We start from the raw sequence: 14,701 nt of genomic DNA on the forward strand, positions 1-14,701 counted from the left end.
ACGACCGCATACATGAGTGATTCAGAACATACCAACCTCCAACGTCGCCGCGTCCTGCTGGGCATGGCGGCCACCGGCGCGGCCATTGCCGGCAGCAGCCTGGCCTGCCCGGCCATGGCCGCTGCAGCCGAGCAAGTCACCACCGCACCGCGCAGTGACAAGACCCAGGACCGCCACGATTTCTTCGGCAGACACCAGACCGGCATCGTCACTCCGCGTCCGGCCTGCGGCATGGTCGTGGCGTTTGACGTATTGGCCAGCGACCGTGAAGACCTGGAACGCCTGTTCCGCACCCTGAACGAGCGCATCCAGTTCCTGATGACCGGCGGCACCGTGCCGCAAGTCGACCCGAAACTGCCGCCGACCGACTCCGGTATTCTCGGCCCGGTGGTGACACCGGACAACCTGACCATCACTGTGTCGGTGGGTGAGTCGTTGTTCGATGAGCGCTTCGGCCTGGCTGCGGTCAAGCCCAAGCGCCTGATTCGCATGGTTGGTTTCCCCAACGATGCATTGGAACCGGCGCAGTGCCACGGCGACTTGAGCCTGCAGTTTTCTTCCAACACCACGGACACCAATATCCACGCGCTGCGCGACATCGTGAAAAACCTGCCGGACCTGCTGCTGGTGCGCTGGAAACAGGAAGGCAGCGTTCCACCCCAGGCCCCCGCCAAACCAGGCGAACCGGCGCAGAGCGCACGCAACTTCCTCGGCTTCCGGGATGGTTCGGCCAACCCGAATTCCAACGATGACAAGGCCATGGACCAGATCGTCTGGGTGCAGCCGACCAGCGATGAACCCGCCTGGGCCGCCAACGGCAGCTACCAGGCGGTGCGGATCATCCGCAACTTCGTGGAGCGCTGGGACCGTACTCCGCTGCAAGAGCAAGAGAGCATCATCGGTCGCGTCAAACCCACGGGCGCGCCTATGGATGGCCAGCACGAAAGCCAGGTTCCGGACTACAGCAAGGACCCGGAAGGCAAGGTGACCAAGCTCGATGCTCACATCCGCCTGGCCAACCCGCGTACGGCACAGACCCAGGCCAACCTGATCCTGCGTCGGCCATTCAACTACTCCAACGGCGTCAATAAAAACGGTCAGCTGGACATGGGGCTGTTGTTCATCTGCTACCAGGCTGACCTGGAAAAAGGCTTCATCAGCGTACAAACCCGGCTCAACGGCGAGCCTCTGGAGGAATACCTCAAGCCGGTCGGCGGCGGGTACTTCTTCACCTTGCCCGGCGTCACGGGCCCCAAGGACTTCCTCGGGCGCACGCTGCTCGAAGCCTCGCACCCTCAAACCACTGCCAATACCTAAAACAAACCCAGAGCGGATACGTCCCATGAAGAAGTCGTCTATCGCGTTGTCGTTGTTAATGTCCCTTTCGCCGCTGGCGGCCTTCGCCGCTACTGCGCCGCTGGACCTGGTAGGCCCGGTGTCGGACTACAAGATCTACGTCACCGAAGAAATCGGTGAGCTGGTCACCCAAACCCAAGCGTTTACCGATGCCGTGAAGAAAGGCGACCTGGCCACCGCCAAGAAGCTCTATGCGCCGACCCGTGTTCACTACGAGTCCATCGAGCCGATCGCCGAGTTGTTCAGCGACCTCGACGCGTCTATCGACTCCCGTGTCGACGACCACGAGAAAGGCGTTGAAGCCGAGGACTTCACCGGCTTCCACCGTATCGAATACGCCCTGTTCTCCAAGAACACCACCGAAGGCCTGGGTGCCCTGGCCGACAAGCTGAACAGCGACGTCAAGGACCTGCAGACCCGCGTCGAGGGCCTGACCTTCCCGCCCGAGAAAGTCGTTGGCGGCGCCGCGGCGCTGCTCGAGGAAGTCGCGGCCACCAAGATCTCCGGTGAGGAAGACCGCTACAGCCACACCGACCTTTATGACTTCCAGGGCAACGTCGACGGCGCGAAGAAAATCGTCGACCTGTTCCGTGGCCAGATCGAGAAGCAGGACAAGGCGTTCCTGACCAAGGTCGACAAGAACTTCGCCACCGTGGACAAGATCCTGGCCAAGTACAAAACCAAGGATGGCGGTTTTGAGACCTACGACAAGGTCAAGGAAAACGACCGCAAGGCGCTGGTGGGCCCGGTCAACACCCTGGCGGAAGACCTGTCCACCCTGCGTGGCAAGCTGGGCTTGAACTGACGTTGACGGACGCCTTCGCCATTGTTGCGGCGAAGGCGTCTGTGCCGTCAGGTGGCCGTTGGCTCGAAGCCCTGCAGAGGCGCCCCTTCAGCTTTGAAGGTGCGTGGGTTGATTGCGTACCACAGGTTGTTTTTCTGCACGGCGTACAACGAATGCCCGGCACAAGTGCCGGCTCGGCTGCCGACCGGCTGGCCGCTAGCCGCATAGACGCTGGTATACACCCCGGCGCCCCAGCGGCACTTTTCAAAGGCCGTGGCAGGCAGGTAGATACCCGCGCCCAGGGCACGCAGTTCCCCCTTCATAAACTCTTTCCCCAAAGCGGCCACCTTCTGGCCCGTTTTCAACACCCCGACGGCACCTTCCAACGGGTTGAATACGCTGCGCAGAAACGGCGATGCCCCGCCGAGTCCCTGCATGGAAAACGCCCTGCCATTAAATGGCAGGACCACTTTCATTCCCTTGTAAAAGCGCTTCGCACCCGACAACCCGCCAGTCACCGCAAACGAGGCGAAGTCGATCAACATCCCGCGTAGCCCTTGTGCAATATTGCCCTCCCCCAGATCGACGAATGCACCGACAAATGGCAGCAGGCCCACGACCATCCGCAGGTTGCCCGGGCTGAAAACGTCGTCGGTGCCAAATGGAAATGCCCGCTTGCGCTGATAGTCGGTGGGCTGATTGGCATAGCGGACCAGAGGCTCGCGCGGCATGGTGAAGCTGTTAGCTAATACGCCCTCGACGATACGGTCGATTTTCTCGCTGTTGAACGTATCGGGCACCGGCAACTGTGCATGTTTCGGGTTCCCGGGCACCCGTTCGGCAGGCAGGTCAGGCGCGGTCTTTTCGATGATGACCGACGACTGCGCACCGGCTTTTGGCTCACTGCCCCGCTTGTACGCCTCGAAGTCAAAGCTGGCTGGCGCTGCGTGTCGGTAATCCCGCAGCACGTTGGCAAAGGGGCCGTAGGGTTTCTGGCCCATCTTGACTTGCCCGCCCAGCGCCAGCGTGTAACTCAGATCGGTACGCTTGATGATGCGCATGGAACCCGGGAAGACCTCGAAATAGCCGAACCGTGGCTCGACAGCGCCCGTCTCATAGCGGATCAAGGTGCCATGGGTGCCCTTATGCCTGGATACGTTGGAGTCGGGCCCATTGTCGTCCTCAATGGCGTCGCCGGTCTCCTCGCGCAAACTGAAGAACTCGATCTGCCCCACCTCCAGGGCCTTGCGATCTTCCAGCGGCAACTGCGCGAACATCAATTTGAGTACCGCGCTCTGCGCCGCGCGGCAATCCGCCACGTAATGCTCGATGGCAGGGGCTACCAGCGGCGCGATTTTCGGCAGTTTTTTGATGCGTTCATCAAACTCGGCCTGGGAAATTTTCGGGTGCTCGAACCGGTACTTCGCTTTGCCTGTGCGGTAATCGTTCAGCCATGTATTCAAGGCAACCAGCGCACCCGGAGAGTCCTGCTCTGCCAGCAGAAACTCAGTCAACACTACCTTTTGGGGCTGACCGTGCTGCCGGGGGTCGGCCACACGCCGCAAGCTGAACCCGCGAATTTCATCGTCAGTCATCTCGGGAAACAGCAGTGCCAGTTGCTCGACAAGCAAGCGTGTCATCGAGGGTGGCTCGGCCGTAAGCGTCGTGAAGGCATCGCGCGCCGTGTTTTGCTGTTGGCTGAACGCCTGCGCCGCCGCCTGGTAGTGGTGCGGGGTGTACTTCCCCTCCTGAGGCGCGGGAAACACGCCCGCCATGACGGCCCACTCCAGCAAGGGCACGGTGCCCACGCCTTTGAACAGTGCCTCCTGCTCCGGGTTTTGCGGTTGCAGGCGTGCCAGGGCCATGATCTGCGTGCCGTTCAGCGCCCGCGAGCAGCCTTGCCCAGCCAGCGCTTCGGCGACGCCACAACCCAACCGCAGAGCAAGCCATGCCGGAGAACCTATTCGTACCTCATCCGGGTTCTGCTTGAGAACCTCCGGCATCTGTACCGGCACTTGCGGATCGAGCTTTATCAGCATTTCCGGCGCAGCGTGTGCCAGGAACATATGCGCCAGGAACGGCGCACTTTCGAAAGTTGCGCCTTTTTCCTGCAGATGTCGCTCAACGTCGGCACGCACCTGTTTTTGCGTGCGCCCCAGATTGCCGGGCTGATAAATGGCGTAGCCGGCCACTGTTCCGGGCGTACCCGGCAGGCTGTCCTGAACGGTGAGCTTGAGCGCCGTGGCCAATAATGCGTGACGCTGCGCCCTGGGCAACGGTCGGCCATCGGCCACATCGAAAAGCTTGAGTTCCTTGGCCAAGGCGTCTGCTTTGGCCACGGCAATGGGGAAATCGAAAAACGCACTCAGCCGCCGATCAGGGTCTGCAGACAATGCCTGCCAAGGGTCGGGGCCGGCCAGAAAGCTGTCGAACAACGCGGCTACGCTCGCGGCGCTCCTCTTGAGTACGTCACAGTCAGCGCCGGTCAGTGCACCCGGCGCCCAGACGCAGGGGGTCAAGCTTGCATAATCAGCGCCCAGGGGCGGTTGTGGCCAGCGTGTGTCGAGCCAAGCCTGTACGTCGCGGCCTTGCTCTGGCGTCGTCGGTGAGCCCAGCCCAAAATAATCCAACGCTTGGCGCACATCCCAGGTGTCGGTGGAGTACAGCGCGTTACCGGTTTTCTGGCTTTGCTCGACCAGCGCGTGTAAGCGGCTTTTCATTTCCTGCACGCCAGGGGCCTGATTCTTGCCGACTTCGTCGTCGAAGTGGGCTTGCAGCGTCCGCCATGTGCCCTTGGCATCGCGCTGTTGAAGGACGCCCTGGCTGATTCTGAAGCGGTCGCCGACGCTGTCCAGGCCGATCTTCTCAAGAAAATCACGAAACGCTTGCGAGGTGAGCAGTTCGACAAAGGTCTGGCGTGGTAATCGGCTGTCACGCTCCAGGGAGGAGCCAGGTGGCGCCCCAAAGGCCTGCTGATCCAACCGCAGCTCATCGCCCGCCTTGAGGCCGCGCATACGCTGGCGAAGCTGCTCCGCCAAGCCCGCGCGGGCAGTTGCATTGCTGTTCGCCGTCACTGCGCGGGTAAAGGCGTCCCGCCATTGCTGGCGCTTCTCAACGGTAATAGGTGGCCAGCCATCGCGCTTGAGGTGTGCACCCAGCGCTGGAGCCGCCTGCTCGTTCTTCGCAGGTTGCACCCCGTAAAAATCCAGAATGATATCCCGAGGGATCGGCTCGAAAGGCATGTTGGCGGGAATCCCCAAGTCACTCGGCGACAGTATTTTCTGCAGCTTTGCGAGCGTGCTGCCGACCGCCCACCAACCTGAACCATCGGTGGTGGTAAACCGTACAACGGCGTCTTTTCCATCGCGGCTGACCACGCCCACAACGCTGTCACTGAACACGCGCACCGTAGAGATCTTCAGGCCCTTGGCACGGAACCAGTCCTGCAGTCGCGGCTCACTAAGTGCCTGTTGATACTGGCTGATAAACGGCCCGATACAGGCGTTTCGCGGGATGAGCGGCTCAGGGGCAACACCTGAGCTCAGCCAGCGCCCCACTTTGGTCTGCAGCGTTGCATCGCCTTTGGGAGCGTTTTCTTCGGAGGGGAATCTGCGTGAAACTTCATCTACAGCAGCCTCGGCGCTACGCCTGTCGCGCGGTAAAGGGCTTGGCCCCATCAGGCTTGACGCAGGGTGGGGTGGGATCGGCGGGCGGGAGAACCGGTTGTAGGGGGTTACCTGAATAAGCGACATTTCTATTTCCTCTCTACCAGTAAGGATGGTGAGAGTTCTCGTCCGTAAGAACTGCCGAGAGGAAATCTACAAGTCGGAACCCGGATGCTTCGTAAGCCAACTCCCAAAGAGCTGAAGGCAGAAACCGGGAATTATCTTGCTACGCTCGTCGCTTACAGAATTCGGTACAACAACCGCTCGATTCGCACCCGACTGACACGCCGCAAAAACTTGCCCACGGCCTGCGGATAATCCGTCAGGGTCTGCAACTGTTGATAGCCTGCAATACGCGTGGTGTGCTGGAAAATGTGCCCCAACTCCGTACGCCGCGCCTCCAGCCATTGCCCCTGCGGGTCATCGATCAGCAAGCCGTTTTCCAGGTCGAGGCGGAACGCACGCGGGTTGAGGTTGTTTCCCGTCAGCAAGGTGTAGCGCTGGTCGACCCACATGCCCTTGAGATGGTAGGTGTTCTCGCCGTCGCGCCACAGGTGCAGGTTCAACTGGCCACTGTCGATTGCCGGCTGATGACGCTTGGCGAAACGACGCAGGCTGATCTCGTACAGGTAAGGCAGCGCCGCGATCACCTTGAACGGCTCGCTGGGTGGGATGTAGAAGTCATTGGCGGTTTTGTCGCCGACAATGATGTCGATCTTCACGCCCCGCGCCAGGGCACGGTTGATTTCCCGGGTCACAGGGAGGGGCAGGTTGAAATAGGGGGTGCAGATGGTCAGTTGATGCTGGGCGCCGGCGATCAATTCGAGCACCACCCGGTTCAGGGGGTTGTTCTTGCCCACGCCCAGTAATGGGCTGATTGCCAGATGATTGTTGGGCAGTTGCCCGGCCGTCGTGTCATAGGCCGCATGCTTCAGGCGGCTGCGCAGGTCGCCGATGTCGTTGCGCAGGCTGCGGGCGGTGGGCGGGTTGGGCAGGTCCAGGCGATGCACGGCCTTGGAGGCGACGAGGCCATGCTCCACCAAGTGCTGCATCGAATCGGCCAGCGGCTTGCTGTGGATCAAGTGGTAACGGTCATAGCGGTACTTGTCGAACTTATGCAGGTACACGTTGTTCAGGCTCGCACCGCTGTACAACACGCTGTCGTCGATCACAAAGCCCTTGAGATGCAGCACGCCGAACAGCTCGCGGGTCTGCACCGGCACGCCATACACCGGCACTTCGCTGGCGTTGCCCTGGGTCATGGCCTGATACCAGGCACTGTTGCCCGGCTGCTTGCCGGCGCCGATCAGGCCACGTTGTGCACGTAGAAAATCGACCACCACTACAATGTCCAACTCCGGCCGTGTCGCTTTGGCGGCGTGCAGCGCGTCGTAGATCTCCTGCCCCGCTTCGTCATGCTGCAAGTACAGCGCAACGATGTAGATACGCTGAGTGGCCTGGGAGATTTTTTCCAGCAGGCAGCGCCGGAACTCCTGGGCGCCGCACAGCACGTCAATGGCCTCGGGGGTGAGTGGAAAACCGCGCAGTTTGGGCAATAGGGAGCGTTTGAAGAACGACGGCATAAGGCTCGCAATGGGTCGAATCCGAAGAGGCCCCGAGCTTACACCATGGGTGGGCTCAGGTCTCGTTGTCAGGCATGGAAAAAGTTGATTGACCAAGAAGAACGATCGTTCTACTGTTGGCCGCATGAACGATATGACCCAGAGTGAAACCCGCGACATTATCCTCGACGTCACCGAGAAGTTGATCTATCGCCACGGCATCGCTGCCACCGGCATGGATTTCCTGGTGAAAACCGCCGGTGTTTCGAGAAAAAGCATCTATCGCTACTTCGCCAACAAGGACGAGTTGGTGATCGCCGCCCTGCAACGTCGCGATGAGCGTTGGATGCACTGGCTGCGTGCCGAGGTGGAACGCAGCGAAGGCAGCGGTGAGCGCCTGCTGGCGCTGTTCAGTGCGCTGAAAACCTGGTTTGCATCTGCAGACTTTCGTGGCTGCGCCTTCATCAACACCAGCGGCGAAACCGGCGACGCGCAGGACCCGGTGCGTCTGTTGGCCAAAGCCCACAAACAGAAACTGTTCGAGTACGCACTTGAACTGTGTGAAGCACATGGCACCCCCGACCCGCAACAGCAGGCCGCGCAGCTGCTGATCCTGATCGATGGTGCGATTACCGTTGCCCTGGTCATGGGCGATTCAACAGCCGCTGATAATGCGCAATGCATGGCGCGAACGTTATTGGGACTTGAGAACGCGTAAACCTGGCAACTATCACTACCGCTTATTGTGTCAAGGAGCTGCCCCATGTCACCTACACCGGAAACACGCCCGCCTTTACCGCCATTTACCCGCGAATCGGCAATCGAAAAAGTCCGCCTGGCCGAAGACGGCTGGAACTCCCGCGACCCACAACGGGTTTCCCTGGCTTATACCCTCGATACGAAATGGCGTAACCGCGCCGAGTTTGCCCATAACCGCGAGCAAGCCAAGGATTTCCTCACCCGTAAATGGGCCAAGGAACTGGACTACCGGCTGATCAAGGAATTATGGGCGTTTACCGACAACCGGATTGCAGTGCGCTATGCCTATGAATGGCACGACGACTCCGGCAACTGGTTCCGCTCCTACGGCAACGAAAACTGGGAGTTCGACGAAAACGGCCTGATGGCCAACCGTTTCGCCTGCATCAATGACCTGCCGATCAAGGAGAGCGAGCGCAAGTTCCACTGGCCGCTGGGCCGACGCCCGGATGAGCATCCAGGGCTGTCCGAACTGGGGCTCTAAACATTTAGAGTGGACGACGGATAACCTGTGGCGAGGGAGCTTGCTCCCATTGGACTGCGTAGCAGGCCCAGTCTTTTCGAACCAAAAGCTGGGGCCGCTACACGGCCCAATGGGAGCAAGCTCCCTCGCCACAGTGACAGCATCAAGTCCTGACTGACTGGCATTGCTCGGCAACACATTCAGTCCGTGTTCAGGCCAACCCGATACAACACACCGTCATCCTCATCCGTCAGCACATACAGGTAGCCGTCCGGCCCTTGCCGCACATCGCGGATGCGTGCTTTCAAGCCGCCCAGCAAGCGTTCTTCATGGATCACCTTGTCGCCATCGAACTGCAGGCGGATCAGCTCCTGGCTGGCCAAGGCACCGATGAACACGTTGTGTTGCCACGGTTTGAAACGATCAGCATCGTAAAAAGCCATGCCACTGATGCCCGGTGATTTTTCCCAGACATGATGCGGGGGCACGGTGCCCTCCACTGTCTTGCCCTTGGCTTCCGGGATCGGCGTCAGTGAATAGTTGATGCCGTGGGTCGCCAGTGGCCAACCGTAGTTCTTGCCACGCTCGATGATGTTGATTTCATCTCCCCCGCGCGGTCCATGTTCGTTTTCCCAGATCGTGCCGCTCCACGGGTTCATGGCCAGCCCCTGCGGGTTACGCTGACCGTAGGACCAGATTTCAGGCCGTACGCCCTGCTGGCCGACGAAGGGGTTGTCCTCCGGCACACGACCGTCCGCAAAGATGCGCACGACCTTGCCTTGCAGTTTGTCCAGGTCCTGGGCCGTCGGGCGGTCGTTGTTTTCCCCCAAGGTCACAAACAGGTAGCCATCACGGTCGAAAGCCAGGCGCGAGCCAAAGTGGTTGCCGGTCGATAACTTGGGCTCCTGGCGCAGAATGACCTTGAAGTCCTTCAAGCCGCTCAAGTCATCGGCCAGGCGACCACGCCCAACGGCGGTCCCGGCCTTGCCACCCTCACCACCGCCTTCGGCGTAGGACAGATACACCAGGCGGTCCTGCTTGAAATCCGGTGACAGCACAACGTCGAGCAGGCCGCCCTGCCCTTTGGCCCACACCTGAGGCACGCCGGTCAGCGGTGCCGACAGTTTGCCGTCGGGGCTGACAAACCGCAGGTGGCCGGGGCGTTCGGTTACCAGGAAACCTTGTTTATCCGGCAGGAATGCCACAGCCCAGGGATGGTCCAGGCCCTTGGCGATCGGCGTGGCGCTGATGCTGCCCTGCTCGCTGGGAAACTGTTGAGCCTGCGCCGCATAGGCGGCCGTCAGTGGAAGTAGCGTGGTTGCACAAATAGCGGCTAGCAGGGTTTTGCGTAGAAACATAAGACATCATCCTTACCGGCGGTTGCCGTTGGCATCATAGGTGGGCGCTTTGGTTTCGGTCGCGGGTCGGCTGGGGGCGCTGTCACGCTGAGGGTAGCGATTGCCGATACCGCCGTTTTCCAGGGTCGGCGCGGGGCCGCTGGGGGCCGGCTGAATACCGCGAGTAGCCGGCGCATTGGGCACGGTGCCCTGCATGCTGTTGGGGTTGGCCCGATGAATTGGGCTGTTGTTGGTATCAAAGTGGCCGGGCAGATTTTGCGCCCGGGCCAAGGGCACCAGCGCCAGGCCCAACGCCAGCGCGGTAAAACGAAGTATGCAACGGTTCATGACGATGCCTCTCTGGAGCGGATAACACCTGCTTTCGATAACACGCTACGCCTGGGGTTCGGCATTCGTAACTAAATACTTTCCGGTCAGATGTAACACGATCTGTCCGCACGTCCATCCATCGAAACTTTTCCCCGAGCCGTCCAGTCAGCAGAAACCAGCACCTCAGAAGGAACCGCACATATGCCACGGGCAATCTGGAAAGGCGCCATCAGCTTCGGCTTGGTCCACATCCCTGTTTCACTGGTCTCGGCAACGTCGTCACAGGGCGTGGATTTTGATTGGCTGGACAAGCGCAGCATGGACCCGGTGGGCTACAAACGCATCAATAAGACCACCGGCAAGGAAGTCACCAAAGAAAACATCGTCAAGGGCGTGGCCTTTGAAAAAGGTCGCTACGTGGTGCTCAGCGAGGACGAAATCCGCTCGGCCCACCCCAAGTCGACCCAGACCATCGAGATCATCGCCTTTGTCGCCAGCGAGCAGATTCCCCTGCCAAACATTGACACGCCCTACTTCCTGGCCCCGGACAAACGCGGCGGCAAAGTCTATGCGCTGCTGCGTGAAACCCTGAAGAAAACCGGCAAGGTCGCCCTGGCCAACGTCGTGCTGCACACCAAGCAGCATCTGGCGGCGCTGATGCCATTGGAGTCTGCCCTGGTGCTGGTCATGTTGCGCTGGCCCGCCGAAGTGCGCAGCCTGGACGAATTGGAATTGGGCAGCGACGTCACCGAACCAAGCCTGGCCAAAGGTGAGCTGGACATGGCCAAGCGGCTGGTGGAGGACATGAGCGCCGATTGGCAACCGGACGATTACCGCGACAGTTTCCAGGACAAGATCATGGCGCTGGTCGAGAAGAAGGCCAAGGCCGGCAAGATCGAAGACGTGGAAACCCAACAAGGCAGTGAGGAACGCAAAACCGCCGACGTTATTGACCTTACGGAATTGCTCAAACGCAGTCTGGCCGGCAAACCGGCGAAGAAAGCCCCAGCCAAGAAACCGCGTAAAGCCTCCTGAGCCTGCCAAAGGAGCCTCTTGCCATGCCCAAGCCCCTGAGCGAATACAACCGTAAACGCGACTTCGAAATCACTGCGGAGCCCTCCGGCGCGGCGCAGACCAGCGCGCGAAAAGCGACCGCCTTGTCGTTTGTCATCCAGAAACATGACGCACGCAACCTGCACTATGACTTCCGCCTGGAGTTGGACGGTGTGCTCAAAAGCTGGGCCGTGCCCAAGGGCCCGAGCCTGGACCCGAGCCAGAAGCGCCTGGCGGTGCATGTCGAAGACCATCCGCTGAGCTACGGCACCTTCGAAGGCAGTATCCCGGCCGGTCAATACGGCGCCGGCGATGTGATCGTGTGGGACCGTGGCGTCTGGCAGCCCCATGAGGATCCGCGCAAAGCGTATCGCGCCGGCAAGCTGAAATTCACGCTGGTCGGTGAAAAACTCTCCGGCGACTGGACCTTGGTGCGTACCCGCCTCAAGGGCAGCGGCGACAAGGAACAATGGTTGCTGATCAAGGAAAAGGATCAGCAGGCACGCCCGGCCACCGACTACGATATCGTCCAGGCCGAACCAAACAGTGTTATCAGCAACGCTTCGGTGGGTAAAGCCAGCGCCAAGGCCAAGCCTTCCAAGGCGCATGTCCCCTTCCCCATGCAACTCGCCCCGCAACTGGCTACCCTTATGGACCGCGCTCCGCCTGGCCAATGGCATTACGAAATCAAATTCGACGGCTACCGTATGCTCGCCCGCGTTCACGAAGGTGAGGTTCGCCTGTTCACGCGTGACGGCCATGACTGGTCGGATCGTCTGCCACGGCAGGTCAAAGCCTTGCAGGCGCTAAAACTCAAGGACAGCTGGCTCGACGGTGAGATGGTCAGCCTGGACGGCGACGGTTTGCCGGACTTCCAGGCGCTGCAGAATGCCTTCGACATCGGCCGCAGCCTGGATATCGTCTATTACCTGTTCGATGCGCCCTTCCTGAACGGTGTCGACCAACGCCAGGCCCCGGTCGAGGAACGCCGGGCAGCCCTTAAAGCGGCATTGTCCGGCGGCAGAAGCACACTGCTGCGATTCTCGGAGACCTTCACCGCCCCTGAGCGCGACATCGTCGAAAGTGCCTGTGCCTTAAAGCTGGAGGGGCTGATCGGCAAGCGTGCGGGAAGTGCCTATGTGTCTGAGCGCAGCGCCGATTGGATCAAGCTCAAATGCCGCCTGCGCCAGGAGTTCGTGATTGTCGGCTACACACGGCCCAAAGGCTCGCGCAGCGGGTTCGGTGCGTTGCTGCTGGCGGTCAACGACGAGGCCGGGCTGGTGTACGCCGGGCGCGTGGGCACGGGTTTCGATCAGGCTGCGCTGAAAAACCTTTACGCAACACTCAAAGACCTGAAGCAAGACACCTCACCCCTGCTGCAGCCACTCAAAGGCAGCCAGGCGCAAGACGTGCATTGGGTGAAGCCCAGCCTGGTGGGCGAGGTGCAATTTGCCGAGTGGACACGCGAGGGCCTGGTGCGTCAGGCCGCGTTCATTGCACTGCGCACCGACAAACCCGTTACGCAGATCATTCACGAGCAAGCCAACCGCACCCAATCCAACAAGCCCCAGCCCGAGGGTAGCCAGGTGAACATCACCCATGCGGAGCGTGTCATAGACGCGCAGAGCGGCACGCAAAAGCAGCAATTGGCGCAGTTCTACACGCAGATCAGCGATTGGATATTGCCGTTCCTGCGGCAACGGCCGGTATCGCTGCTCAGGGCGCCTGAAGGCGTTGAGGGCGAACAGTTCTTCCAGAAACACTCAGAGCGCCTGCCCATTCCTCATATCAAGCAGCTTGAACCGACGCTGGACCCCGGCCACGCGCGCCTGATGGAAATCGCCAATGTCGAGGCCCTGATCGGTGCCGTACAAATGGGTACGATCGAACTGCATACCTGGGGTGCCACCACAGACAAGATCGAAACACCGGACCAATTTGTACTCGACCTCGACCCAGACCCGGCGCTGCCTTGGAAAAGCATGCTGGAAGCGGCGCAATTGACGCTGTCGGTACTCGATGAGCTGGGGCTCGAGGCATTCGTCAAGACCAGCGGTGGCAAGGGCTTGCACCTGATCGTGCCGCTGGCGCGCAGGGATGGCTGGGACACAGTAAAAGCGTTCGCAAAGGCCATCGCACAGTTCATGACCCAGTCACTGCCCGAGCGTTTCACGGCCACCAGCGGCCCAAAAAACCGGGTCGGCAAGATCTTTGTCGATTACCTGCGTAACGCCCGTGGCGCCAGCACCGTTGCAGCCTATTCGGTACGCGCACGACCGGGCCTGCCGGTGTCGGTGCCGGTCAGTCGGGATGAGTTGAAAGAATTGCGCGGTGCCCAACAGTGGACGGTCGCGAACCTGCAGGAACGGTTACAAGGCTTGAAGAGCGACCCGTGGGCCGGTTATGCCAACCGCCAGCGGATCAGCAAGAAGATGTGGCACAAGCTGGGCGCGCAACCACCGCAGTGAGGCGCGCCGCAGCCATGCTTCAAATGAGGATGAAGATTAACGCCAGCCCGGCGAAGATCGCCCACTTTTCCAGGTAGTAACGTGCGCGGTTGCGCTTCTTGAGCTCCTTGCCGCGTAGGCGAATCTTGTACAAGCGGGTAAAGGCACGGTTCAAGCCACCGGTCTTGTCGCCATCATCATTGGGCGAACCCGCGGCAGCCATCACATTGCGGCTGAACCAGCGATTGAACGCTGCCGCCCAGCGATACTTCATCGGGCGCTCGATATCACAGAACAGAATGATGCGGTTGTGCTGCGTAGCGTTTTCCGCGTAGTGAATGTAGGTCTCGTCAAACATCACCGGCTCGCCGTCGCGCCAGTAATAGCTTTCGCCGTCCACATTGATGTAGCAACCCGGATCATTCGGTGTATCCAGGCCCAGGTGATAGCGGTAGGAACCCGCGTACGGGTCACGGTGACGCACCAGCTTGGAACCCGGCGGCAGCTCGGCGAACATGGCGGCCTTGATCGAACCGATGCTCTGCACCAGTTCCGTGGTACGCGGGCACAGCTTCATCGCCGATGGATGGCTGTCGCCGTACCACTTGAGGTAGAAGCGTTTCCAGCCCGACTTGAAGAACGAGTTGAAACCCACGTCGTTATACTGATCCGAACGCTTGATCGCCCCTGCCTGCATCAGGTTCTGACCCTCCTTGCGGATCTCCTCCCAATGCTCCTGCAGCGGGCTCAGGTCCGGAAAGTCGCTGGGTGAGAGATAGGGACGGCTTGGCTGCTTGGAGAACAGATAAAGAAAGCAGTTGACCGGCGCCAGGAACGTCGAATGGTCGCTAAGCTGACGACCCAGCTTGTGCCGTACCCGCCCACGCAGGTGGACATACGCAATAGAAGCAACGTAGAGAATAACAATGATGAGTTTCAAGGGAT

Annotated in this window: 11 protein-coding genes; 6 read left to right on the forward strand and 5 right to left on the reverse strand. The window is 60.4% G+C overall.

All coding sequences use genetic code 11. The features are described 5' to 3' along the window. Positions 1-12 precede the first annotated feature (12 nt). Positions 13-1,317 carry an iron uptake transporter deferrochelatase/peroxidase subunit gene (gene efeB / locus M5B97_RS20675; protein ID WP_248732522.1) on the forward strand — a complete coding sequence of 435 codons (1,305 nt, stop codon included), beginning with the start codon at positions 13-15 and terminating at the stop codon, positions 1,315-1,317. A 25-nt stretch (positions 1,318-1,342) separates the two neighbouring features. Further along, positions 1,343-2,161: an iron uptake system protein EfeO gene (gene efeO, locus M5B97_RS20680; protein WP_123716386.1), complete on the forward strand. Its 819-nt coding sequence runs from the start codon at positions 1,343-1,345 to the stop codon at positions 2,159-2,161. 47 nt (positions 2,162-2,208) lie between these two features. Here efeO and M5B97_RS20685 read toward each other — a convergent pair whose 3' ends face one another. Both M5B97_RS20685 and pssA read right to left on the reverse strand, forming a co-directional pair. Then, entirely contained in the window at positions 2,209-5,892 is a 3,684-nt protein-coding gene (locus M5B97_RS20685) for a hypothetical protein (RefSeq protein WP_248732523.1), read from the reverse strand. Positions 5,893-6,044: 152 nt separating this feature from the next. Beyond that, complete coding sequence (gene pssA, locus M5B97_RS20690; protein WP_248732524.1) at positions 6,045-7,388, reverse strand: CDP-diacylglycerol--serine O-phosphatidyltransferase; 1,344 nt, start codon at positions 7,386-7,388, stop codon at positions 6,045-6,047. Between the two features lie 124 nt (positions 7,389-7,512). Between pssA and M5B97_RS20695 the strand changes: the two genes are divergently transcribed. Continuing rightward, entirely contained in the window at positions 7,513-8,085 is a 573-nt protein-coding gene (locus tag M5B97_RS20695) for a TetR/AcrR family transcriptional regulator (protein ID WP_248732561.1), read from the forward strand. A 45-nt stretch (positions 8,086-8,130) separates the two neighbouring features. Beyond that, positions 8,131-8,610: a nuclear transport factor 2 family protein gene (locus M5B97_RS20700; protein ID WP_123716388.1), complete on the forward strand. Its 480-nt coding sequence runs from the start codon at positions 8,131-8,133 to the stop codon at positions 8,608-8,610. Between the two features lie 179 nt (positions 8,611-8,789). Here the strand turns inward: M5B97_RS20700 and M5B97_RS20705 are convergent, their stop codons facing one another. Both M5B97_RS20705 and M5B97_RS20710 read right to left on the reverse strand, forming a co-directional pair. Further along, the gene (locus M5B97_RS20705; protein WP_134657103.1) at positions 8,790-9,947 is read right to left on the reverse strand and encodes a PQQ-dependent sugar dehydrogenase; all 1,158 of its coding nucleotides are present in this window, start codon (positions 9,945-9,947) and stop codon (positions 8,790-8,792) included. A gap of 12 nt (positions 9,948-9,959) precedes the next feature. Continuing rightward, entirely contained in the window at positions 9,960-10,274 is a 315-nt protein-coding gene (locus M5B97_RS20710; RefSeq protein WP_248732525.1) for a hypothetical protein, read from the reverse strand. Positions 10,275-10,457: 183 nt separating this feature from the next. Between M5B97_RS20710 and M5B97_RS20715 the strand changes: the two genes are divergently transcribed. Further along, positions 10,458-11,291: a Ku protein gene (locus M5B97_RS20715; RefSeq protein ID WP_248732526.1), complete on the forward strand. Its 834-nt coding sequence runs from the start codon at positions 10,458-10,460 to the stop codon at positions 11,289-11,291. 23 nt (positions 11,292-11,314) lie between these two features. After that, positions 11,315-13,777, forward strand: a complete 2,463-nt coding sequence (ligD, locus tag M5B97_RS20720; RefSeq protein ID WP_248732527.1) for a DNA ligase D — start codon at positions 11,315-11,317, stop codon at positions 13,775-13,777. Positions 13,778-13,796: 19 nt separating this feature from the next. On the opposite strand, the gene lpxO is transcribed toward ligD, so the two are convergent. Further along, positions 13,797-14,696: a lipid A hydroxylase LpxO gene (lpxO, locus tag M5B97_RS20725; RefSeq protein ID WP_123716393.1), complete on the reverse strand. Its 900-nt coding sequence runs from the start codon at positions 14,694-14,696 to the stop codon at positions 13,797-13,799. Positions 14,697-14,701 lie beyond the last annotated feature (5 nt).

The organism is Pseudomonas sp. MWU13-2517 (genome assembly GCF_023242545.1).
In the GTDB taxonomy this organism is placed as follows: domain Bacteria; phylum Pseudomonadota; class Gammaproteobacteria; order Pseudomonadales; family Pseudomonadaceae; genus Aquipseudomonas.